The organism is Lactobacillus acidophilus, from assembly GCF_034298135.1.
GTDB lineage: Bacteria > Bacillota > Bacilli > Lactobacillales > Lactobacillaceae > Lactobacillus > Lactobacillus acidophilus.
In genome coordinates this window covers 1,436,915-1,459,502 of sequence record NZ_CP139575.1, presented here as the reverse complement: position 1 = coordinate 1,459,502, position 22,588 = coordinate 1,436,915, and the positions used below count along the sequence as shown (strand labels likewise).

The following is a 22,588-nucleotide window of genomic DNA, read 5'->3' as shown; positions in this document are numbered from 1 at the left end:
AATTCGTCTTCTTCTACATATTTCCATGTTTTATATAGCAGAAAAGATTATGAGTAGAAGACCTAATTTTGGCGGTATGGGCATGGGCGGAATGAACATGCAACAAATGATGAAGCAAGCAAAGAAGTTGCAAGCACAAATGGCAGAAGAACAAGAAAATATTACTGCTCAAGAATTTGTTGGTAAGTCAGCAGATGATCTTGTTGTGGCAACTTTTAGTGGAGATCGTAAACTTAAAGACATCAAGATTGATAAGGATACTATTGATCCAGATGATCCAGATATGCTTCAAGATCTTATTATTGATGCAGTAAATAAGGGTTTATCACAAATTGATGAAGCAACTCAAGCAAGTTTAGGTAAATATACGAAAGGCTTGATGTAATTGCAATATCCATTACCAATTGCTCATTTAATTGATGCTTATATGAAGCTTCCAGGAATTGGAGAAAAAACGGCTACCCGCTTAGCTTTTTATACAATGGATATGCCACAAGAGGATGTTGAAGACTTTTCTAAAGCTTTAATTCAAGTAAAACAAGATATTCATCAATGTCCAATTTGTGGCAATATCACTGAAAAAGAAATATGTGATATTTGTTCAAATCCTAATCGTGATCAAACAACTATCATGGTTGTCGAACAGCCTAAAGACTTAATGGCACTTGAAGAAATGGGCGAATATGATGGACTTTATCATGTGCTTCATGGTGTACTTTCACCAATGGATGGAATTGGGCCAGAAGAAGTTAATATCAAATCTTTAATTACTCGTTTACAAAAAAATGATGATGTTAAAGAAGTGATTTTGGCGCTTAATTCTACTCCAGAAGGTGAATCGACGTCTATGTATATTAGTAAGTTGATTAAACCAGCTGGAATTAAAGTGACTCGTCTAGCCGCAGGACTTTCTGTCGGAAGCGACATAGAATATGCTAATTCAATTACATTGAAGCGAGCAGTACAAGGAAGAACAACATTATAATGGCTAAAAAAGATAAAGATAAAATTAAAGAACTTGGTGATCAAAAATTAGTTGCAGAAATTGAAAAGTTACAGAATCAAATTTCTTTGGAACAAAATCTTGATCAAAATACTTTAGATTTATCAGACGATAATTATGTTCAGAATAAAATTTTAAAAGCAAAGTATACTTTTTTATACAATGAGGCTCGTTATCGGGGCACAAGATTTAGTGGTATAACTAATGCTATTACTCAATAAAAAAAGTCCTTTTAAAGGGCTTTTTTTATTTTGATAATTAAAAATTACTAGGACTGTTAATATTTATGATTCTTCTGTAAAATAGACCTATGGAGGATTTTATGAAAGGTTATTTTGTTAGCTTTGAAGGCCCAGATGGTGCAGGCAAAAGCACTGTTTTAAAAGAAGTATTAGCTGAAATAGCTCCTCAACTTAAGACACAATATCTTGTGACACGTGAACCTGGTGGATCTAAGATCGCAGAAAAGATTAGAGATATAATTTTAGATCCAGCAAACGATAAGATGGATCCAAAAACTGAAGCACTTTTATATGCTGCAGCTAGAAGTCAACACGTAGAGGAAATAATTAAACCAGCTATTAATGAAGGTAAGGTAGTTTTTTCTGATCGGTTTGTAGATAGTTCTTTGGCATATCAAGGTCAAGGTAGAGATTTAGGCATTGCTAAGGTAAAACAGATTAATGACTTCGCAACAGATAAATTAGATCCAGATCTAACTTTCTTTTTAGATATTGCGCCTGAAATTGGCCTCAGTCGAATTAAAAAATTACGTCCTGCTCAAGAAGATAGGTTAGAACAAGAAGATATTGCTTTCCATCAAAAAGTTTATGAGGGCTTTTTGAAAGTAATAAAAATGTATCCTGATCGATTTGTGGTAATTAATGCAACTCAGCCAATTGATCAAGTTGTAAAACAAGTTGTTACAGAACTTAAGCAAAGGTTGCCAAAGACTATTTTGGAGAATAATTAAATGAAATTAGTAATTGCAATTGTTCAAAAAGAAGATTCAAATAATTTGCAAAAGGCACTTGTTAAAAATAACTTTCGTGCTACTAAATTAGCAACTTCAGGTGGTTTTTTAAGTCAAGGAAATACCACTTTTTTAGTAGGGTGTGAAGATGAGCAAGTGGACGATATATTAAAAGTAATTAAGCAAGAATCACGAGCAAGAGAAGAAATTGCAACACCTCATATGGTTTCAACTGGTTATGAAATTACTCAACCTCTTAAAATTACTGTAGGTGGTGCAACTTGTTTTGTTGTTCCGGTTGATAAATTTAAGCGTTTTTAAATGATTAATATTTCGAATGTGGGCGTTAAGCAAACCCAATTTTTACAAAAAGCATATAAGCAAAAAAAACTGGCGCACAGTTATTTGTTTGTCGATAGTGATGAGGAACGTGCATTAAATACAGCATATTGGCTAGCATGTTTGTTTAATTGTACTGGTGAAAATAAACCGGACGGAACTTGTCAGAATTGTAAGCAAATCCTATCAGGTAATCACCCTGATGTATTACTAGTTCAATCTGATGGTAAGCAAACTTTGGGAATTGATCAAATAAGACCACTTAAAGAAGAATTAGTTAAAAGTCCGGTTGAAAGTAGTAGACGGTTCTTTTTTATTAAGGAAGCACAGAAACTAACGCTATCTGCAGCTAACGGTTTACTTAATTTATTAGAAGAACCAGTTGCACCAGTTGTAACTATTTTAATTACTAATAATAGTGATCAAATTTTACCAACGATTCGTTCAAGAACTCAGATTATTAATTTTGATAATGGGAAAAAGAGAAATGGAAAGACGGAGATTCTATTAGAGAATGGTTTTACTCAAAGTGAAATTAATGAACTAGGGAATCTTGAAAAGTGGGATCAGGAAATTAAATATTTTTATCAAGAAATGCTTGAGCATAATAGTTTGGCATTAATCAGTGCGCATAAATTATCTGAAAATGCTAAATTAGTGTCAGAACAGCGGTATATTTTAATTAAGCTAAAATTGCTAGCTGAGCAAGACTTAAACGATCCACTTAAACTAAATTTAGCAGCGCAAATGCTGAAAAATTTAATTGAAGTGGATAAGATGCGTTTAAGCAATGTAAATTTGCGGAATTCGTTAGATTATCTTGCTTTAAGATGGAAGTAGGTGCTTTAGAATTGGATCCATATTCAAAATTACAACGAGTTAAAGAAACAACAGAAAATATGGCAAAAACTATTGCCAGTTTGGAAAATGATATTTTAGAAACCTTAAAAGAAAATACTGAGTTAAAGGTTGAGAATCAACTGCTTCATGAAAAATTAGATAAATTGACAGCTAATCAACCTGCACCTGAGGTTAAAACTCAAAATGGGTTAGAGTCATTAAAGAAAATATATGATTCGGGCTATCATATTTGTAATATGTATTATGGTTCACATCGTGATCCAGATGCTGATTGCATGTTTTGCCTTGATATTTTAGATAATTTTGGTGAAAAAAAAGGTATTAAAAAGGATGGTAGATAATGAAACGTCAAAGCAGTTATGCAAGAGATGAAGGAAAGCTTTATTTAGTACCTACACCAATTGGTAATTTGGAAGATATTACTATTCGGGCCAAAAAGGTATTAACAGATGCAGATTATATTGCTGCAGAAGATACCAGAACTAGTGGAATATTACTTGAAAAAATTGGTGTCCATAATAAAATGCTCTCGTTTCATAAATATAATTCTAAAGAACGTGCACCGGAATTAGTGAAGATGATGAAAGATGGTGCAGTTATTGCTGAAATTAGTGATGCGGGGATGCCCGTTATTTCTGATCCAGGCTATATCTTAGTGCAAGAATGTATTAAAAATGATATTCCAGTAGTACCACTTCCGGGTCCTTCAGCATTTGCGACAGCTCTTATCGCATCTGGGTTTGATGCACAACCATTTACTTATTATGGTTTTTTACCTAGAAAATCATCAGAGCAAAAAAATATTTTGAACAAATTGCTAAAGCTAAAGCTACATCTATCTTTTATGAAGCACCACATCGCTTAGCTAAAACTTTAAAAACCATGGCATCTGTTTTGCCTAAAGATAGACAGATCGTAGCTGCAAGAGAATTAACTAAAATCCATGAAGAATTTGTTCGTGGTACGGTTGAAGAGTTAATGAATTATTTTGCTGAAAATGCACCACGTGGTGAATTTGTTATCTTGGTGTCACCTAATGAAGATGAGCCAGAACAATTATCTTGGCCTGAATTAGTTAAAATGGTTGATGATTTGGTAGAAAAAGGCGAGTCAAAAAAGGATGCTATTAAGCAAGTAGCCAAACAAAATAAAGTGTCAAAAAATGAATTATATGATCAATATCATCAAGGATAATTATGGAATATAAAGAAAATTATCAAATCGAATTTAAAGATTGTGATGAAAATCGTCGATTGAAATTACCTGCATTGGTTGATCTAATGATGCAAGTTTCAGAACATCAATTAGATAAAAGAAATGCTGGTACAGATGATTTAGCCCAAAAAGGATTGGGTTGGGTTGTAACACAGTATCATTTTGATATTAAAAAAATGCCGCAAGCTGGCGATCAAGTGATTTTGAGTACTTTTGCAAGTGGTTATAATCGCTTTTTTGAATATCGTGACTTTGGCGTTAGTGATAGTGCAGGAAATCCATTAGTAGTCGTTAAAAGTCAATGGGTAATGCTTAACTTAAAAGAACGGCACATGGTACCTGCTGATGTAAAAATGATGGAAGAGTGGGGTGCTCCTCTGCTTAAAAAAATGCCACGTTTTCCTCGGTTGAGGGCACAGGATAACTATGAGAAAAAACGGATTTATCGTGCACGATATGATGATTTAGATACTAATCATCATGTGACTAATAGCCATTATTTTAGTTGGTTTATTGATATGCTTGACCGTGATTTTTTGAAAAATCATGTGGTTGAAACTATTGATATTAAGTTTGACAAAGAAGTTTATTATGGTGAGAGAGTATATTCTTGCATGAACCTACTTCAAAATGATAATATTAATTCATCTCATGCAATTGAAGCTGAAGATGGTACAGTTAAGGCTATCTGTGAATTGAAATGGCATGAAGTAAAATAAAAACATGACAGTATGGTAATGCTTTTTTTATGGAAGGGGATGGCTGTATGAATACAAAAAAGCTGTTAAAAACGGATTTACAACGATTAATCTTTTTAGGAATTATTGTTGCAATGAAAATAATTTTGGGGCAATTTTCTGTTGGACCAGCTACAGTTAAAGTGGGATTAGGATTTATTGGTAGTGTTTTGTTAGGCTACTTTTTTGGCCCAGTCTGGGGAACAATTGGTGGAGGAATAAGTGATTTAGTTGCCTCTGCAATTTTCGGTAATCAAGGTGGATTTTTTATTGGCTTCACTTTAACTGCAATGGTAGGACCATTGATTTATGCGTTATTTTTGTATAATAAACCAGTTAAAATTTGGCGAATAGTTGTTTCAACTATTCTGGTAACTATTATTGTTAACATAGGAATGAATACCTTATGGCTGCATATTATGTACAATATGAATTTTAATGCGGCCTTAATTCAGCGGTTACCTAAAGAGTTGATCGTACCATGGATCCACATGGTTATAATCTACTTTGTATTACAAGCTGTTTCTCGTGTTAAAATAAAAAAGTGATTTAAATGTAGAAAGAGAATATTTAGAATGAGAATCTTAAGCGTTTCTACGGCTACTAATCATTTAAGTGTTGCATTAAATGATAGTCAACAAATTATTGTCGAAAAAAATGAACAAGATGAACGTAATCATAGTGAACATCTTGATCCATTAATTGATGAAATTTTAAAAGAAAATCAGTTAACCTTAAAAGATATTGATCGTTTTGCAGTTGCTATTGGCCCAGGTTCATATACTGGGCTTAGAATTGGAATTACTACTGTTAAAATGTTTGCTAGTGTTTTGAATAAAGAAGTAGTAGGAATTTCAACATTACAAGCATTGGCTAAATCCGTTAAGGAAGATGCATTAGTAATTACTGGATTAGATGCAAGAAATAATAATTATTTTGCAGCAGGCTATAAGAGCGGTGATATTCCAGATAATGTAATTCCTGATGGTCACTATAATATCGATGTCTTAATTAAAGCAATCCAAGATTATACTGCTAAAAATGAAGTTAAGAAGCTTGTTTTAGTGGGAACTGGTTTAGAAAAACAAGATGAAAAATTTAAGGCTTTGAATATTCCATATAAATATGGTAATGATAGTCAAAATGTAATCCATGCAGGCTTAATTGGACAATTAGCTGAATACTCAGAACCAGTTGATCCAGATAAGTTATTGCCACGCTATCTACGTAGAACTCAAGCTGAAGTAGATTGGCACAAGAAGACAGGAAAACCATTCGAACCAGATAGTCATTATGTTGAAGAAGTTTAATCAATTTTTCCATCCACAAGTTAATCGAATTGATATGAATTTTTCACCTTTTATGGTGAATATCAATGGAAATGTTTTGCAGGTAATGCAGGCAACCGATGATAATATTCCAGATTTATTGGTATTAGAAGAACAGGTCTACTCAGGACATACACCTTGGAATAAGTTTTCATTTGAATCTGAGTTAAGAAAAAGACAAAGTTCTTTATATTTAGTTGTATACCATGCCTCTACTTTAGTTGCTTTTATTGGTGCAAGATTTAATCCAGAAGAAACACATATTACTAATATTGCTGTTTCACCGTTATATCAACATCAGCATATTGGAAAATATTTAATGGAATTGATGATTGATTTAGCTCGTGAAAATACTAGTGATTGTGTAACTTTAGAAGTTCGCACAGATAATGAAATTGCACAGAGGCTATATAGAACATTAGGTTTTAAAGGTAATTTCATTAGAAAGAATTATTATCAAGATACTAATACTGATGCTTTAAATATGGTTTTATGGTTAAAACCACATAAAATTAAGAGAAAGAAGTTTACATTTTGAGTGAAAAGAAAGACGTTCGCATTTTAGCTTATGAAAGTTCATGTGATGAAACTTCAACTGCTGTTATAAAAAATGGACGTGAAATTGAAAGTTTAATTGTTGCAACCCAAATTAAAAGTCATCAACGTTTTGGTGGAGTTGTACCTGAAGTTGCTAGTCGACATCACATTGAAGTAGTTAGCCAAATTACTAAAGAAGCTCTAAATGAAGCAAATTGCAGTTGGAAAGATATTGACGCAATTGCTGTAACTTATGGTCCAGGCCTTGTAGGTGCCCTTTTGATTGGAGTTAGCGCTGCTAAGGCTGTATCTATGGCAACAGGAATTCCATTGATTGGTGTTGATCATATTATGGGACATATTATGGCTGCTCAATTAAAAGACGAAATTGAATATCCAGCTATTGCTTTGCAAGTGTCTGGTGGTCATACTGAAATTGTCTTATTAAAGGATCCTACTCATTTTGAAATTATTGGTGATACTCGTGATGATGCTGCAGGTGAAGCATATGACAAGATTGGTCGTGTGCTTGGTGTAAATTATCCTGCAGGTAAGACGATTGATGCGTGGGCACATCAAGGTAAGGATACTTTTAATTTCCCACGTGCGATGCTGGAAGATGATGATTATGATTTTTCATTTTCGGGTCTTAAGTCAGCTTTTATTAATACTTGTCATCATGCAGATCAAATCCATGAAAAGTTGAATAAATATGACTTGGCTGCTAGCTTTCAAGCTGCTGTAATCGATGTTCTTGCTCATAAGACTATTAGAGCAATCAAAGAGTATAAACCTAAGACATTTATTATGGGTGGCGGGGTTGCCGCAAATCAAGGTTTACGTGATCGAATGAGTGAAGAGATTGCTAAGCTTCCTAAAGCAGATCAACCAAAAGTTATTTTGCCTGATCTTAAACTTTGTGGTGATAATGCTGCTATGATTGGTGCAGCTGCTTATAATCTTTATAATGGTGGGCAATTTGCTGATCTGACTTTAAATGCAGATCCATCATTAGAATTGCCATATGCTAAAAGTATGTTGAATTAAATAATAATTATAAAAATACCTAAGAAAAAATTTCTAGGTATTTTTATGTTATTACATAATTGTTGATTTATTGATTAATTTGCTCTAATATAATCAGTGTAAGTAATATGTTATTACATATATCAGAGGTAAAAATTATGAAATATACTTTAGACGACTTTGCACGTTTAATTGATCACACTAACTTACACGCTGATGCAACTGAAGCCGATATGAAGAAGTTATGTGATGAAGCAAAGAAATATCATTTTAAAATGGTAGCTATTAATCAAGTTCAATCCAAGTTTTGCTCAGAGCAATTAAAGGGAACAGACATTGATACTGGTGCTGCAATTGCTTTTCCTTTAGGACAACAAACTATTGAATCCAAGGTATTTGATACTAGGGATGCAATTAAGAATGGTGCTAATGAAATTGATTATGTGATTAATATTACTCAATTAAAAGCTAAAGACTACGATTATATAAAGCAAGAAATGCAAGAGATGGTTAATGCTTGTCATGAAAATCATGTTCCATGTAAAGTGATTTTTGAAAATTGCTATTTAACCAAAGATGAAATAAAAAAATTAGCTGAGATTGCTAAAGAAGTAAAGCCTGACTTTATTAAGACTTCTACTGGCTTTGGTAGTTCAGGCGCTAAGGTAGAAGACGTAAAGCTAATGAAATCAATTGTTGGCGATGAAGTAAAAGTAAAGGCTGCCGGTGGTATTCGTAATAGTGATGATTTCTTAGCCATGGTGCGCGCTGGTGCTGATAGAATTGGTTGTTCTGCTGGAGTCAAAATTTATCAAGCTTTAAAGTGTAGAATGAAAGACGACCATGTGGATAGTATTGAGATTGCACGTTAGGAGAAAAATATGAAATTAGGAATTGTAGGTAGCGGACAAATTGTGCATGATTTTTTATCGGCTAGTGCAAAGATGAAAGATGTAGAAATTATAGCCATTTCTACTATTCCAGCTGAAAAAGAAGTTGCTACAACTTTGGCTGATCGATATCATATTGCAGAAGTTTTTGTTGATAACAAAAAAATGTTTGAAGACAAAAAGATCGATACGATTTATATTGGTGTTCCTAATTCACTGCACTTCTCAATAGTAAAAGAAGCTTTAATGATGGGTAAAAACGTTATTTGTGAAAAACCATTAGTTGAAACCAGTGAGCAGGTGAAAGAACTTAAAAGAATAGCTGATGAACACCATGTTTTGCTATTTGAAGCAATGACTGTGCTTTATTTGGAAAATTATTTCCATCTTAAAGATGATTTGAAAAAAATTGGTAAAATCCATGTTGTGGCATTAAACTTAACACAAATTTCGAGTCATTATGCAGACTTTTTGGCAGGTGAGCATATTGCTAAGTTTGATCGCAAACTTGGCGGTGGTGCGTTAATGGATATGAATATTTATAATATTAATTTCTGTGTAAGTCTATTTGGTCAGCCTAATACAATAGCTTATTTACCAACTGTTCAACGTAATACGGATACTTCAGGTATTTTAAATCTAAGCTATAATGATAAACAAGCTAGTTTAATCGCAGCTAAAGATGCAGTTGGTCCTACACGATCATATATTGAAGGCGAAAAAGGTCTAATTTATTTTGATGGTCCGTTAAATGTTTTACCTGATTACTATGTTCAAATTGGCCAGGACAAGCCACAGCATTATAATTTTAATGAATATGATCACCGCATGATTAGTGAATTTAATTATTTTGCCAAGCAAATAAAAGAGCATAATCAAAAAGCAGCTGATGCAGCTTATGAACATAGTTTAAATGCAATTAAAGTTTTAGAAAAAGCACAGGAATTTTTACCCAATGACTAAGGCAAAGTATCAACAAATAGAAGAAATTTTGCGTAGGCAAATTACTAATGGTCATTATCAAGAAGGCGATCTGATACCTAAAGAATTTGATTTAGCTGAAAAATATCAGGTTTCGCGGCCAACAATTAGACATGCAGTTCAGGATCTAGTTAATCAAGGTTATTTAGAACGACGTAAGCATGTAGGTACAATTGTTAAACAGACGAAGATCGGACAAGAGTTTACACATGTATTGCAAAGCTATAATAGCGAAATGTCACAAAAGGGGTTAATTGCCCAGACTCAAGTTTTGTTTTTTAAAAAAGAAAAAGCATCGGCTGAAGTAGCTAAGGCATTAGATTTAACAGAAAATGCGCCAGTATACAAACTGACGCGTTTGCGTTCTGCTGACGGTAATCCTATCGTATTAGTGACCACATATCTACCCGCAAGCAAGTTATCTGATTTTGAGAAAATAGATTTTACGCAACAATCTCTTTATCAAGAACTAGAGAAAAGATCATTGCCAATCGTTCATGTTAAACGTAAGTTAGAAGTGAAGTCGGCGGATGAAATGACGGCAAATCTATTGAATATTGAAGAAAAGGTACCTATCTTTTATTTCCACACGTATGGTTATACTAAAGGTGAAGTGCCATTAGAATATTCAATTGCTATGTATCGTGGCGATGAGAATTATTTTGTAATTGATTTAAAAAGATAAAAAGAAGCAGATCAATTTCTCTGCTTCTTTTATTATGTTTAGATATTTTTATTCAAATTCTTTTCTGATCTTATCACCGTTTTCATTCAGCTTAGGTGCATCTTTTTGTAAACCGTATGAATTCCAAGTGCTATATTTCATTGGTGAACCAAGTACTTCGTTGCCATCAGGTAATGTCTTAACCATGCCACGAGCAATAATTTGATCTAAACGCCGAGTTTTGTCAACGTTGAGAACTAATCCTGCAGGAATACCAGCTTCATGTAAGATTTTATCCCACTCTGCAGCATTTTTAGTCTTAAGTACTGCTTGCATTGTATTTTTAACCTTTTGCCAATTCTTTTCACGCAAGTCATTGGTTTTAAAGTTAGGTTGATTTACCCATTCATCATGTCCTAAGGTATGTGATAGAAGACTCCATAAGTGATCATTACCACAACAAATAGCAATAGGTTGGTCCTTACAGTCAAAGGTATCAAATGGGTACATATCTGGATGACGGTTGCCGATACGATGTGGCACTTCATGTGGTCCTAAAGCTAGCATTAAATCCTGAACCATTAACGAGAAGGTTGAATCGAGCATTGACACATCAACTGTAGTTCCTTTACCAGTGCGATCGCGAGCAACTAAGGCGGTCATAATTGCGCTGTAGCCCATAATACCCGCTACTACATCAGAAACTGAAGTTCCAACTCGGGTAGGTTTACCTTTAGGTGTACCAGTTGCATCCATTAAACCTGAGACAGCTTGGACAATTGTGTCGTAAGCTGCTTGTTTAGACCAAGGGCCATATTGACCAAAGCCAGAGATAGATGCAAAGATCAATTTAGGATATTTCTTGACCATCTCTTCAGGACCAAAACCCAAACGCTTCATAACACCAGGACGGAAGTTTTCTACCACCACATCAGCTTTGGCAATCATTTTTTCAGCTAAGGCATGGTCTTTAGGATCCTTTAAGTCTAAAGCAACGGATTCCTTACCAGCATTGCAGATTCTAAAATATTCACTTGATCCATCAGAGATATATGGTCTCATGTGTCTAGTATCATCACCAGTTTTTCGTTCAATATGAATTACTCGAGCACCTGCGTCAGCCAACATTCTAGTACAAGTTGGACCTGATAAAACATGGGTAAAATCAACAACTAAGATACCGCTTAAAGGGTAAGGCTTGTCTTTATCTAAGTGAGTATTATTAACTTCTAATGCGTTATAATTGGGTTCAGTCATTATGACACACTTTCTATATAAAAAGAAAAAAGCTGTCCAAATTTTGAACAGCTTTTTTCGGTAAAAATTAATTATTCACCTTTAATAACTTGAACACGTGGATTCTTAGGGCCTTTAGCCTTAGAAATTACGCCTTCTTCAGTTAATTTCTCAATTTGGTCTGGATCATAACCAAGTGAAGACAAAATTTCTTTGTTATTTTCACCAAGGTCTGGAGCACGCTTATAGTCAGGCTTGTAGTTAGCAAGAGTAAATGGTAAACCAATAGTCTTGAATTTACCACGATTACCACCTTGATCGATAGTTACAATTGTACCATCTGAGTTCAAGTCTGGATCATTTTCAAGTTCATGCCAATCAAGGACAGGACCAACTGGAATACCAGCTTCACCTAAAGTTTTGGTTAATTCAAATTTGTCATAATTCTTGGTGTAGCTTTCAATACATTGGTAAAGAGCTTCTTTATTCAATTGACGATGTTGCCAATCTTGGAAACGTTCATCAGTAATCCATTCTGGATGACCCATGGTATTTGCAATAGCTTCCCAGCTCTTGTTACTGTTTTGAACAACAATGTAGACATAAGCATTAGGATCAGTTTCCCAGCCTTTAGCTTTATAAGTCCAACCGATAACTTGACCACCTTCAGTGTTCTCAGCACGAGGAATAGCGTCTCCCCACTTATAGTTAGGGTAAACAGCATAGTGAGGTAAAGCACCTAAGTTGTCTAACATAAGTTGGTCACGTAACTTAATACGGCAAAGGTTTAATACAGCATCTTGCATTGATTGGTATACATAAGTACCTTCACCAGTGTGTTCACGTTGCATTAAAGCAGCTAAAATAGCAATAGTTAAGTGCATACCTGAGTTTGAGTCACCTAAAGCAGCTGCTGATTGGGTAGGAACGTTAAATTCGCCTTTGTTCCAACCAGTAGCAGATGCAGCACCACCAGCAGCTTGAGCAACTGGTTCAAAAGCCTTAACGTTAGCAAAACGTGAGCCTTCGTTGAAACCTTTAAGTGAAGCCATAATCAAACGTGGATTAAGCTTGTGAACAGTTTCCCAACCATAGCCAGCTTTTTCTGCAGCACCAGGTTTAATATTTTCAACAAAGATATCGGCTTTCTTAAGCAAGTCGTACATGATCTTTTTGCCTTCTGGAGCCTTAATGTTTAATGTTAATGACTTCTTGTTGGCATTTAATTGTAAGTAGTACAAACTCCATGAATCTTGAATATCAAGTAATTCATTTCTGGTTGGATCACCAGTATTAGTACGTTCAATTTTAATAACTTCGGCACCAAGCCAAGCTAAAATTTGAGTACATGATGGACCAGATTGTACTTGAGTCCAGTCAACGACTTTAATACCTTTTAAAGGTGCATATTCATTTTCTTCTTCAGTCATTATTTATTCTCCTTTGCTTCAAGAGAACTTAAGTCCAACTTTGGGTTTAAGTTGCCGATATGACCTGATTCTTTACCCATTGACTCAGGAATTTGAGCATCGATGATTGTTGGGTTACCTGATTCATACGCTTTTTCAAGAGCATCTTTCATTTCTTCGTAGTTATTTACACGGTAGCTATCACCGCCGAATGCCTTAGAGATATCACCATAGTGGGCATTGTGATCCAAGACAGTAGGGCCTGGTTGATCAGGAACAACGTTAACATCACCGTTGTAAATACCACCGTTGTTAATAATAACTACAATAACAGGTAAGTGGTAACGGCAAATAGTTTCCATTTCCATACCATCAAAACCAAATGCTGAGTCACCTTCAAGGGCAATAACTGGTTTGCCAGTTTCAATAGCTGCAGCAATGGCATAACCCATGCCAACACCCATAACACCCCAAGTACCAGTGTCAAGACGGTGACGAGGCTTTTGCATACCAATTAAGTCACGACCAATATCCAAAGTGTTGGCACCTTCACTTACTAAATAAGTATCAGGATGCTTTTGCATTAAGTCATTAATTGGTTCAATTGCGCTGTAGTAGCCTAAAGTTGATTTAGCTTCTGAAGCTGAAATTCTTTTAGCAAACTTAGTATTGTTCTTTTCGCTTTCGGTCTTAATAGCATTAATCCAATCTGTTGGTGCCTTAACACCAGCATTGATAGCGGCAGAATTTAATTTTTGCATTACAGATTTAATGTCACCCTGTAATGGAGCATCAATCTTTCTGTTTGAATCAAATTCAGTTGCATCAATATCAACTTGAATAAACTTGGCGTCTTCACTGAATAATGGAGATTCACCGTTTGAAAGCATCCAATTAAGACGTGCACCGATCAAAAGTACAACATCAGCTTGACCAAGTGTAAATGAACGAGCTGATGCAGCAGATGCTGGAGAATCATCTGGTACAACACCTTTGGCCATTGACATTGGCAAGAATGGGATATTAGTCTTATTAACTAATTCTCTGATTTCGTCTTCGCTTTGAGCGTAAGCAGAACCTTTACCAAGAAGAATTACAGGATGTTTTGCATCTTTTAATAATTCCACGGCACGGTTGATTGCATCATCTGATGGCAATTGCTTTGGAGCTGGATCTACAACTTTGTAGATATTAGCATCTGACTTTTGTGCAACTGTATCAGTGACAGTTGCTGCAGGAAGATCCAAGTAAACACCACCTGGACGACCACTAACAGCAGTTCTCACTGCACGAGCAACAGCTAGTCCCATATCTTCTGCGCGATCAACACGATATGCTGCTTTACAGAATGGTTTAGCAACATTATATTGATCAAGACCTTCATAATCTCCACGATCCAGGTCAATAATATGACGATCTGATGAACCTGAAATCATAATTAATGGGAAGCAGTTCTTAGTAGCTTGTGCTAAAGCTGTCAAACCATTTAAGAAACCAGGTGCAGATACAGTTAAAGCTACGCCAGGCTTACCAGTAATAAAGCCTGCACCAGCAGCTGCATCTACAGCTGAATCTTCACGTCTAAATCCATAATATTTCATACCCTTTAGTTGAGCTAAACGGGCAAAGTCGGTAACTGGAATACCTACAACACCATACATATTGTTTAAACCGTTAGCTTGTAAAGCATCGATTAAAAGTGCTGCTCCAGTGAGTGATGTATCAACCACGAAAAAACCTTCTTTCAAAAATCCCAAAAATGCTTTCATCTTGCATTTCAAGTTCAAGATACACCTCTTAAAAAAAGATACAAGCAAATTGAATAATAAGTTGTGTTATTTATAATATGCGTACACAAATAAAAAGAATACTTTTTTATATAAATAAATAAGTATTCTTTTTACTGTATTATTCAAAATTATCCAATGCTTCAATGGCCTTTTCCCAATTAACGTTAGCATCATCTAATTGTGCTTGAATATCAGATAATTTTTCTTGTAGTGGTCCAAGTTTATCAAAATTAGAAGCAATATCTGGATTAGCCATTTCATTTTGGATTTCTTGTTCTTTTTCTTCAAGTTCCTCAATTTGCTTTTCTGCTTGATCAATTGTGCGTTGCAATTTTCTCTTTTGTGAATCGCGTTGTTTTTGTTCTTGATAAGAAAGTTTTTGTTGACTTACTTGATTAATTGGTTCTGGCTTTTCTGCATTATTGTTTATAGTTGTTGCAGTTTGTTTAGCTTTTTCATTAAAGTAGTAAGAATAGTTGCCATTATAGATTTGAGCATGCCCATCTCTAACAGATACAATTTTGTTAGCAAGTTCGTTAATAAAGTAACGATCGTGAGAAACAAAGAGAAGGGTACCATCAAAGTCTTTTAAAGCTTTTTCTAGAACTTCTTTGGCTTCGATATCTAAGTGGTTAGTAGGTTCGTCCATTAATAAGAAATTGTCATGTTCAAGTGATAAAACAGTTAGGGTAAGTCTAGCTTTTTGTCCACCAGATAATTGTCCTACAGTTTTATCAATGTCCTTAGCTGTAAATAAGAAACTAGCTAAAATTGAACGAACATCACGTTCCGGCATTGTCTTATGTCTGTCCCAAACAGTATCCAAAACAGTTTTTGTTGGATCAAGACCTTGTAATTCCTGATCATAATAACCAATATCTAAAGAAGCACCATATTTAATTGAGCCGCTCTTAGGCTGCAATTTTTTCATAATAGTCTTCAGTAAAGTAGATTTACCAATACCATTTGGCCCAATAATTGCTACACGATCACCTTTATTAATTTGAAAAGAAATATCGCTAACCATAGTTTTATCAGGATAGCCAATGGTTAAATCATTGAAAATTAAGACTTCTTTCCCTGAAGGACGTTCGCTATTGAAATGAATTTTTACCTTATTTTTATGTTTAGGAGGTGTAAGACGTTCAATTTTTTCTAGTTTCTTACGCCGACTTTGAGCTCGCTTAGTTGTGGTAGCACGAACTAGATTTTTTTGAATGAATTCCTCATCCTTTTTAATTTCGGCTTGTTGCTTTTCATAAGCAGCCTCTAGATCTTTATCACGTTGTTGACGTTGCATTACATATGCTGAATAGTTACCCTTAAATGAAGTTAAATTACCAAATTGTAATTCGAAAATCTGAGTAGCTAAGTGATCTAAGAAATACTGGTCGTGAGATACTACTAAAATAGCACCATCGTAATTCTTGAGGAAACCTTCAAGCCAATCGAGTGTGTCAAGATCAAGATAGTTAGTAGGTTCATCGAGCAAAAGCAGGGCAGGTTTTTGTAAAAGAAGTTTTACAAATGCTAATCTGGTTTTTTCACCGCTGGATAAGCTACCAATCTTCTTCTGCCAAGTATTTTCAGGAAACTTAAATCCATTAAGTATACTTTTAATATCAGATTGATAAGTATATCCACCTTTTTGTTCGAAAGCGAATTGCTTTTGATCATATTGTTTAAGTAACTCTTGATCTTCAGGATGATCTGCAATTTGTTGTTGCATACTGATTAACGTCTTACTGTCTTTTATTAAAGGAGCAAAAACGCCTTCCATTTCATCCCAGATGGTTTTATCCTCATCCAGTGCATTTTCCTGGGCGATATAACCGACATCAATGCCTTTGTTTACTGTGAACTCACCGTGTGTAGGTTCTTGTTCACCCATCATAATTTTGAGTAGAGTAGTTTTACCTACCCCATTGGGACCAACTAAACCGATTCTGGCATTAGAATCGATTGAAAAATTAACATTTTTGAAAAGTGTGTTGGCACCAAATTGTTGTTCTAAATTGTGTCCTTGTGCAATAATCATAATTTTTCACCTAACCAATATTTTATCACAGGATGTGAATTAACTGAGCTCACTATTTTGAATTATATATGTGAAAAAAGTATATTTGTGAAGCTGGCACTTGCGTAAATGGTATATTAACAGTTATGATAGAAATGCTTGATTGTAAATTCACAAACTTGAGATACGTTTGGAGGATCAACTATGGAGAAAATAAAAATTCCAAAAGCTACTGCAAAAAGATTGCCTTTGTATTATCGGTATTTGCTCATTTTAAACGAGGAAGGTAAAGACAAAGTTTCTTCGACTGAATTATCTGAAGCAGTTCAAGTTGATAGTGCTTCTATTAGAAGAGATTTTTCATATTTTGGTGCTTTAGGTAAACGCGGATATGGATATGATGTTAAAAATTTGCTGAGTTTCTTTAAGAAAATTTTGAATCAAGATACACTAACTAATGTTGCGTTAATTGGTGTTGGTAACTTAGGACGAGCACTTTTAAATTATAATTTTAAGCGTAGCAACAATATCCGTATTTCTTGTGCATTTGATATTAACAAAGAAATTACTGGTCGAATTTTAAGCGGTGTTCCCGTTTATGATATGGAAGATTTAAAACAACAATTAAGTGATCAACAAATTTCGATTGCTATTTTAACAGTTCCTTCGACTGCGGCTCAAAGAACAACAGATGAAATGGTCGATGCTGGTGTTAAAGGTATTATGAATTTTACCCCAATTAGATTATCTGCGCCTGCCGATGTACGTGTACAAAACGTGGACTTAGCAACTGAATTACAAACATTGATTTATTTCTTGGATAGTGAAAAAGAAAATTAAGTAAAACAAAAGTCCCATACTTCACAACTAGAAGTATGGGACCTTTTTTATGCAGTTGTTTCACGTTTAATTAATTTAACTGGTAAAACATAGTTTTTGCTTTCAAATTTTTGCTTGGGATTTGTAATTCTTTTTAATAATAAATCTACTAATAAGGTAGCAATATCATCAATTGGTTGAGCAATCGTTGATAGTTCTGAATGATAAGTTTGAACTAATTGTGTACCATCAAAACCGATTACTTTTAATTCTTGTGGAACTTTAATCCCTAATTTTTGGGCTTCTTGTAAAACCAAAATAGCTGTTAAATCATCTGTACATACTACACCATCAGGTTTGTCATCAACTAACATGTTATGGATTTGCATGTTTTTTATATTAGAAGAATCAGAGAAAGCAACAGAACGAATATGCGGTGTGAAATCGTATTTTTTTGTCTCATCAAGATAAGCTTCTAACCGTTCATCAGTAGGGTTGCCTTTTCTTTGGTTATTACCCAAAAAGTAAATATGCTTACATCCTGTTTGAATTAACTCATGTGTAGCCATCTTAATTCCTTGATAATTATCACAACTTACGATAGGGACGTTGTCAGATAATTTTCGATCAAAAGAAACAATTGGCAAGCCTAATTGTTTGTATTCTTCAATCCCTAAATTATGGGCACCAGCAATAATTCCATCTACCTGATTAGCTTGTAGCATCCGTAAATATTCACGTTCTTTTTGTCGATCACGGCCTGCGTTACAAAGGATCACTTTATAATTTTGCTTAAATAAAGCAGATTCAATTTCTTGAACTAATTCTGCAAAAAATGGGTTAGTAATTTCTGGAAAAATCAATCCAACTAGTTTTAATTTCTTCCCCTGTAAGGAGCGGGCAAGAGAGTTAGGTTGATAATTTAACTTTTGCATTGCTGCAAAAACTTTATCCTTTGTTTTTTGACTTAAATAGCCATGATTATTGATTACTCTTGAAACTGTTGTGACAGAACAACCAGCTTCTCGGGCAACGTCGCTTAATTTAGCGGGCATCTATATCACCTTAATATTAAAGAATTGTTTTCATATTCCAAAGTTTACCGTTAAAGTTAATCTTTTTATCAAATGCAATCTTAGAATGTGCTTGATCAGCGAAATAACGACCAGTTAATACATTTTCACCGTCATTAACAAAAATTTCAATTAATGAATGATCAATATAAATATTTAATTTTACATCGCTATCAGGTTGAAGTGGGGCAGTTCTATTTTCACCATAATCTACTGCTACTTTTTGACCAGCAATAGAACGATCTAAAATTAATTGTCCGTTTTTAGTATCAAAGCTGATCTTTAATCCACTACTTAAATCGTCATTTGCAGCTAGATAGAGATTTCCTTTTTGGCCAGCTTTAATTGTAAGCTCTAATTCATATTGTTGACCAGCATTTTCAGAAACAACTTGATCAGCTACATCTTTTTCATTTTTATGAAGACTAGCCATCGACTTAACTGGTTTTTGAATTAATTGACCATTTTTGATAGTAAGTTCTTTAACTTGACTTAAGCAATTTGCCCAATTTTCATCATCAGTTGGATAAGTTATATCAGGTAAACCTACCCAGCTGATTTCATATGCTTTTCCATCAAGTGCATTAAATGCTTGAGTAGCATATACATCGAAACCTTTATCCAAATTTTGTAGTGGACCTGGATTAATTAATTTATGGTTTTCAAAATCGATTCCATCAGCAATGACATACATATTTGGATAGATATCATCATAATCAGCTACTTTTTTATCTAATCCTTGAGGACAGAAAATCAACACCACATGACCATCTACTTCAACAAGATTAGGGCATTCGATCATATAACCCATGTCTTGATCCGTAAAATCTAGATAGCCTAATTCTTCCCAATTCTTTAAATCTTTTGATTTCCATACATCAATGTGACCATGTTTTTCGGCGTTATCTTGTGCACCTAAAATTGCATAGTAAGTGTCGTTTTTCTTTAAAATTTGTGGATCACGGAAATGTTCGGTGATGTGGTCAGGATTCTTAAAGAGGATAGTTTTATCAGAAACTTTGCCATTTTTATCCATCCAAGCACCAATTTGGTAAGGAGTACGAATCCAGTTTTCATCACGGTGGTTACCCGTGTACATTAAGAATAATTTGCCATCGATTTCACGGGCTGAGCCAGAGTAGGCACCGTGTGAATCAGCCATTGTATCTGGCTCAATAGCTAAACCTAAATTTTCCCAATGGACTAAATCTTTTGACTTGAAGTGAACCCAAGATTTTAGTCCGTGAACTGCACCAAATGGGTATGATTGATAAAACAGATGGTAAGCACCATTAAAATATGAAAAACCATTTGGATCATTGATTAATCCAGAAATTGGATGTAAATGATAGTGCATTTGGTAAGGGGAGTTTGCTGCTTGTGCTTGCAAATGAAGTAATGTGTCAGCATCCCATTTACTATAAGGTAAATAACGTTTTTCTCTTGTCCATTCCATAATAAAAAAGCCTCCATGTAAGCGTTATCTTTAATATTAATTCTAGTAGATTATGAAAAATGTGTCAAACGTTTATCATATTATATTTGACTACCCTTGCCTTATTGGACCATAAGAAAAGTATTAATAAAAAATAAATTCAAAAAAATGTGTCAAACGATTGACATATTTTTTGAATACGTTATCATAAATAGTGAATTGAGAATAAAAGCGTTTACATAGGAGGAAACAAATATGGACCACAAGAAAGTGGCTGAACGAGTAATTAAAGATGTGGGTCGTGACAATATTATTGCCGGTGCTCACTGTGCTACTCGTTTGCGTTTAGTATTGAAAGATGATTCCAAGGTTGACCAAAAGGCTCTGGATAATGATCCAGATGTTAAAGGTACTTTTAAAACTAATGGTCAATATCAAGTGATTATTGGACCAGGAGATGTTAATGACGTTTATGACGAATTCATTAAGATCACTGGATTAAAGGAATTATCAACTGATGACTTGAAGAAGGTAGCAGCTGAAGGCCAAAAGAAGAATCCTATCATGGACTTCATTAAACTTTTGTCTGACATCTTCGTTCCAATTATTCCAGCTTTAGTTGCTGGTGGTTTGTTAATGGCATTGAACAATTTCTTAACTTCACCTGGACTTTTCGGTCCGAAGTCAGTTGTTCAAATGGCTCCTAACGTTGCCGGAATATCAAGTATGATTCAGGTAATGTCGGCTGCTCCATTTATCTTTATGCCAATCCTTGTAGGTATGTCAGCGGCAAAAAGATTCGGCGCTAATCAATTCCTGGGTGCTACAATTGGTATGATTATGACCACCCCAGGACTTGGTGGTGCAACTAAATTCTGGGATATCTTTGGCTTACATGTCGCACAAACTAATTATCAATATCAAGTTATTCCAGTTTTAGTAGCTGTATGGGTATTGTCAATTTTTGAAAAATACTTCCATAAGCATTTACCATCTGCAGTTGACTTTACCTTTACACCACTTCTTTCAATTATGATTACTGGTTTCTTAACTTTCACTATTATTGGACCAGTATTTAAGGGTGTATCTGACGCAATTACTAATGCTATCGTATGGCTTTACGATACTACTGGTGCCTTTGGTATGGGTGTCTTTGGTCTTAGTTATTCAGCTATTGTTACTACTGGTCTTCACCAAAGTTTCCCAGCTGTTGAAACTCAACTTTTGGCAGCCTTTGCTAAGAATCCAGCAAGTTCTGGTGACTTTATCTTTGTTACTGCATGTATGGCTAATGTAGCTCAAGGTGCTGCAACTTTCGCAGTCTACTTCTTAACTAAGAACAAGAAGATGAAAGGCTTGGCAAGTTCCTCAGGTGTTTCAGCCCTTCTTGGTATTACTGAACCAGCATTATTCGGTGTTAACTTAAAATACAAATTCCCATTCTTCTGTGCTTTGATTGGTTCAGGTGTTGCAGCTGCTTTTGCAGGGTTGATGCACGTAACTGCTGCCGCACTTGGTTCAGCTGGTTTCCTTGGTTTTCTTTCAATTTATCCAAGAACTATTCCAATGTGGGTTGTTTCTGTAGCAATTAGTTTTGCAGTTTCATTCATTCTCACTTATGTTTATGGTAAGAGCCACTTGAAGGAAGAAGTCGCTGAACAAGATGTTCCAGTAAATGATGCAACTGACTACGCTGAAGAAACTCAAAAAGCTGAAAAGATTGGTAAAGAACAATTAGCATTAAAGGATGAAATTATTTACTCCCCAGTTGACGGTACTCCAGAAAGCTTAACTAAAGTTAATGATCAAGTATTCTCAGCTAAGTTAATGGGTGACGGTGCCGCAGTTATTCCAAGTGACGGCACTATCTATGCTCCAGTAACTGGTACTGTAACAATTGCTTATGAAACTAAGCATGCTTATGGTATTAAATCAGATGATGGTGCTGAAGTATTAATTCACATTGGTCTTGATACCGTAAACCTTAAGGGTGAACACTTTGAAAGCTTTGTAAAACAAGGTCAACGTGTTGAAAAAGGCGACAAGCTTGGCAGCGTTGATTTAGATGCTGTTAAGAAGGCAGGTTATGACACTACTGTCATGGTTGTTATTACTAACACTGCCAACTATGCAAATGTTCAACGCATTACTGATGCAGGTGACAAGCACGGTGATAAGCTGATTGCTGTTACTGCTCACGAATAATTGTTAACGCTCCTCTATGAATCAAAATTAAAACAATTATTAATTATGAA

The 22,588-nt window shown here is 34.8% G+C and carries 23 protein-coding genes and 1 pseudogene; 18 read left to right on the top strand and 6 right to left on the bottom strand.

Features of this window, described 5'->3' with window-relative positions:
• Positions 1-49 precede the first annotated feature (49 nt).
• The 16 genes and pseudogenes from SO785_RS06890 (at position 50) to SO785_RS06815 (ending at position 10,575) form a co-directional block, all read left to right on the top strand.
• Positions 50-385: a YbaB/EbfC family nucleoid-associated protein gene (locus SO785_RS06890; RefSeq protein ID WP_003549112.1), complete on the top strand. Its 336-nt coding sequence runs from the start codon at positions 50-52 to the stop codon at positions 383-385.
• Positions 386-985: a recombination mediator RecR gene (gene recR, locus SO785_RS06885; protein ID WP_003549113.1), complete on the top strand. Its 600-nt coding sequence runs from the start codon at positions 386-388 to the stop codon at positions 983-985. It abuts the gene before it with no gap.
• Positions 985-1,224: a YaaL family protein gene (locus tag SO785_RS06880; RefSeq protein WP_003549114.1), complete on the top strand. Its 240-nt coding sequence runs from the start codon at positions 985-987 to the stop codon at positions 1,222-1,224. Before recR ends, SO785_RS06880 begins: the two co-directional genes overlap by 1 nt.
• 101 nt (positions 1,225-1,325) lie before the next feature.
• A complete protein-coding gene (tmk, locus tag SO785_RS06875) occupies positions 1,326-1,976 on the top strand; it encodes a dTMP kinase (protein ID WP_011254134.1) in 651 nt (216 codons plus the stop codon).
• A complete protein-coding gene (locus SO785_RS06870) occupies positions 1,977-2,297 on the top strand; it encodes a cyclic-di-AMP receptor (protein ID WP_003549116.1) in 321 nt (106 codons plus the stop codon).
• Positions 2,298-3,155, top strand: a complete 858-nt coding sequence (locus SO785_RS06865; RefSeq protein ID WP_003549117.1) for a DNA polymerase III subunit delta — start codon at positions 2,298-2,300, stop codon at positions 3,153-3,155.
• Positions 3,156-3,166: 11 nt separating this feature from the next.
• A complete protein-coding gene (gene yabA, locus SO785_RS06860; protein WP_011254135.1) occupies positions 3,167-3,517 on the top strand; it encodes a DNA replication initiation control protein YabA in 351 nt (116 codons plus the stop codon).
• Positions 3,517-4,370: pseudogene (rsmI, locus tag SO785_RS06855) on the top strand (16S rRNA (cytidine(1402)-2'-O)-methyltransferase). The gene yabA and the pseudogene rsmI overlap by 1 nt, the downstream one beginning before the upstream one ends.
• 2 nt (positions 4,371-4,372) lie before the next feature.
• The gene (locus SO785_RS06850) at positions 4,373-5,110 is read left to right on the top strand and encodes an acyl-[acyl-carrier-protein] thioesterase (RefSeq protein ID WP_011254136.1); all 738 of its coding nucleotides are present in this window, start codon (positions 4,373-4,375) and stop codon (positions 5,108-5,110) included.
• A gap of 47 nt (positions 5,111-5,157) precedes the next feature.
• Complete coding sequence (locus tag SO785_RS06845) at positions 5,158-5,676, top strand: folate family ECF transporter S component (RefSeq protein WP_015613301.1); 519 nt, start codon at positions 5,158-5,160, stop codon at positions 5,674-5,676.
• Between the two features lie 27 nt (positions 5,677-5,703).
• A complete protein-coding gene (gene tsaB, locus SO785_RS06840; protein WP_003549123.1) occupies positions 5,704-6,438 on the top strand; it encodes a tRNA (adenosine(37)-N6)-threonylcarbamoyltransferase complex dimerization subunit type 1 TsaB in 735 nt (244 codons plus the stop codon).
• The gene (gene rimI / locus SO785_RS06835) at positions 6,422-6,994 is read left to right on the top strand and encodes a ribosomal protein S18-alanine N-acetyltransferase (RefSeq protein WP_003549125.1); all 573 of its coding nucleotides are present in this window, start codon (positions 6,422-6,424) and stop codon (positions 6,992-6,994) included. Before tsaB ends, rimI begins: the two co-directional genes overlap by 17 nt.
• The gene (gene tsaD / locus SO785_RS06830; RefSeq protein WP_003549127.1) at positions 6,991-8,040 is read left to right on the top strand and encodes a tRNA (adenosine(37)-N6)-threonylcarbamoyltransferase complex transferase subunit TsaD; all 1,050 of its coding nucleotides are present in this window, start codon (positions 6,991-6,993) and stop codon (positions 8,038-8,040) included. Before rimI ends, tsaD begins: the two co-directional genes overlap by 4 nt.
• 137 nt (positions 8,041-8,177) lie before the next feature.
• Positions 8,178-8,891 carry a deoxyribose-phosphate aldolase gene (deoC, locus tag SO785_RS06825; protein WP_011254138.1) on the top strand — a complete coding sequence of 238 codons (714 nt, stop codon included), beginning with the start codon at positions 8,178-8,180 and terminating at the stop codon, positions 8,889-8,891.
• 9 nt (positions 8,892-8,900) lie between these two features.
• A complete protein-coding gene (locus SO785_RS06820; protein WP_003549130.1) occupies positions 8,901-9,872 on the top strand; it encodes a Gfo/Idh/MocA family protein in 972 nt (323 codons plus the stop codon).
• A complete protein-coding gene (locus SO785_RS06815) occupies positions 9,865-10,575 on the top strand; it encodes a GntR family transcriptional regulator (RefSeq protein ID WP_011254139.1) in 711 nt (236 codons plus the stop codon). The genes SO785_RS06820 and SO785_RS06815 overlap by 8 nt, the downstream gene beginning before the upstream one ends.
• A gap of 48 nt (positions 10,576-10,623) precedes the next feature.
• Here SO785_RS06815 and SO785_RS06810 read toward each other — a convergent pair whose 3' ends face one another.
• The 4 genes from SO785_RS06810 to SO785_RS06795 all read right to left on the bottom strand — a co-directional run bounded on the left by SO785_RS06810 (position 10,624) and on the right by SO785_RS06795 (position 17,027).
• On the bottom strand, positions 10,624-11,811 hold the full coding sequence (locus SO785_RS06810; RefSeq protein ID WP_003549134.1) for a CoA transferase: 1,188 nt from the start codon (positions 11,809-11,811) through the stop codon (positions 10,624-10,626).
• A 71-nt stretch (positions 11,812-11,882) separates the two neighbouring features.
• Positions 11,883-13,220, bottom strand: coding sequence for a formyl-CoA transferase (gene frc / locus SO785_RS06805; protein WP_003549137.1), 1,338 nt, complete (start codon positions 13,218-13,220; stop codon positions 11,883-11,885).
• The gene (gene oxc, locus SO785_RS06800; RefSeq protein ID WP_044304031.1) at positions 13,220-14,968 is read right to left on the bottom strand and encodes an oxalyl-CoA decarboxylase; all 1,749 of its coding nucleotides are present in this window, start codon (positions 14,966-14,968) and stop codon (positions 13,220-13,222) included. Before oxc ends, frc begins: the two co-directional genes overlap by 1 nt.
• Before the next feature lie 139 nt (positions 14,969-15,107).
• The gene (locus SO785_RS06795) at positions 15,108-17,027 is read right to left on the bottom strand and encodes an ABC-F family ATP-binding cassette domain-containing protein (protein ID WP_021874026.1); all 1,920 of its coding nucleotides are present in this window, start codon (positions 17,025-17,027) and stop codon (positions 15,108-15,110) included.
• Positions 17,028-17,210: 183 nt separating this feature from the next.
• Between SO785_RS06795 and SO785_RS06790 the strand changes: the two genes are divergently transcribed.
• Positions 17,211-17,846, top strand: a complete 636-nt coding sequence (locus SO785_RS06790) for a redox-sensing transcriptional repressor Rex (protein ID WP_003549143.1) — start codon at positions 17,211-17,213, stop codon at positions 17,844-17,846.
• 47 nt (positions 17,847-17,893) lie between these two features.
• Here SO785_RS06790 and SO785_RS06785 read toward each other — a convergent pair whose 3' ends face one another.
• Positions 17,894-18,880, bottom strand: coding sequence for a LacI family DNA-binding transcriptional regulator (locus SO785_RS06785; protein WP_003549144.1), 987 nt, complete (start codon positions 18,878-18,880; stop codon positions 17,894-17,896).
• 16 nt (positions 18,881-18,896) lie between these two features.
• Positions 18,897-20,354, bottom strand: coding sequence for a sucrose-6-phosphate hydrolase (locus SO785_RS06780; protein ID WP_003549147.1), 1,458 nt, complete (start codon positions 20,352-20,354; stop codon positions 18,897-18,899).
• Positions 20,355-20,588: 234 nt separating this feature from the next.
• Here SO785_RS06780 and SO785_RS06775 point away from each other — a divergent pair, with 234 nt between their 5' ends.
• Positions 20,589-22,538: a sucrose-specific PTS transporter subunit IIBC gene (locus SO785_RS06775; protein ID WP_011254141.1), complete on the top strand. Its 1,950-nt coding sequence runs from the start codon at positions 20,589-20,591 to the stop codon at positions 22,536-22,538.
• Positions 22,539-22,588: the final 50 nt, after the last annotated feature.

What these genes read in the sequence shown, in the direction of transcription:
- SO785_RS06865 (WP_003549117.1), top strand. Translation starts at nt 2,298, where the DNA reads ATGATTAATATTTCGAATGTGGGCGTTAAGCAAACCCAATTTTTACAA.
- SO785_RS06785 (WP_003549144.1), bottom strand. Translation starts at nt 18,880, where the DNA reads ATGCCCGCTAAATTAAGCGACGTTGCCCGAGAAGCTGGTTGTTCTGTC.
- SO785_RS06795 (WP_021874026.1), bottom strand. Translation starts at nt 17,027, where the DNA reads ATGATTATTGCACAAGGACACAATTTAGAACAACAATTTGGTGCCAAC.
- tmk (WP_011254134.1), top strand. Translation starts at nt 1,326, where the DNA reads ATGAAAGGTTATTTTGTTAGCTTTGAAGGCCCAGATGGTGCAGGCAAA.
- oxc (WP_044304031.1), bottom strand. Translation starts at nt 14,968, where the DNA reads ATGAAAGCATTTTTGGGATTTTTGAAAGAAGGTTTTTTCGTGGTTGAT.
- tsaB (WP_003549123.1), top strand. Translation starts at nt 5,704, where the DNA reads ATGAGAATCTTAAGCGTTTCTACGGCTACTAATCATTTAAGTGTTGCA.
- SO785_RS06890 (WP_003549112.1), top strand. Translation starts at nt 50, where the DNA reads ATGAGTAGAAGACCTAATTTTGGCGGTATGGGCATGGGCGGAATGAAC.
- SO785_RS06775 (WP_011254141.1), top strand. Translation starts at nt 20,589, where the DNA reads ATGGACCACAAGAAAGTGGCTGAACGAGTAATTAAAGATGTGGGTCGT.
- SO785_RS06880 (WP_003549114.1), top strand. Translation starts at nt 985, where the DNA reads ATGGCTAAAAAAGATAAAGATAAAATTAAAGAACTTGGTGATCAAAAA.
- SO785_RS06845 (WP_015613301.1), top strand. Translation starts at nt 5,158, where the DNA reads ATGAATACAAAAAAGCTGTTAAAAACGGATTTACAACGATTAATCTTT.
- SO785_RS06820 (WP_003549130.1), top strand. Translation starts at nt 8,901, where the DNA reads ATGAAATTAGGAATTGTAGGTAGCGGACAAATTGTGCATGATTTTTTA.
- SO785_RS06850 (WP_011254136.1), top strand. Translation starts at nt 4,373, where the DNA reads ATGGAATATAAAGAAAATTATCAAATCGAATTTAAAGATTGTGATGAA.
- SO785_RS06810 (WP_003549134.1), bottom strand. Translation starts at nt 11,811, where the DNA reads ATGACTGAACCCAATTATAACGCATTAGAAGTTAATAATACTCACTTA.
- frc (WP_003549137.1), bottom strand. Translation starts at nt 13,220, where the DNA reads ATGACTGAAGAAGAAAATGAATATGCACCTTTAAAAGGTATTAAAGTC.
- SO785_RS06870 (WP_003549116.1), top strand. Translation starts at nt 1,977, where the DNA reads ATGAAATTAGTAATTGCAATTGTTCAAAAAGAAGATTCAAATAATTTG.
- SO785_RS06780 (WP_003549147.1), bottom strand. Translation starts at nt 20,354, where the DNA reads ATGGAATGGACAAGAGAAAAACGTTATTTACCTTATAGTAAATGGGAT.
- SO785_RS06790 (WP_003549143.1), top strand. Translation starts at nt 17,211, where the DNA reads ATGGAGAAAATAAAAATTCCAAAAGCTACTGCAAAAAGATTGCCTTTG.
- rimI (WP_003549125.1), top strand. Translation starts at nt 6,422, where the DNA reads ATGTTGAAGAAGTTTAATCAATTTTTCCATCCACAAGTTAATCGAATT.
- SO785_RS06815 (WP_011254139.1), top strand. Translation starts at nt 9,865, where the DNA reads ATGACTAAGGCAAAGTATCAACAAATAGAAGAAATTTTGCGTAGGCAA.
- deoC (WP_011254138.1), top strand. Translation starts at nt 8,178, where the DNA reads ATGAAATATACTTTAGACGACTTTGCACGTTTAATTGATCACACTAAC.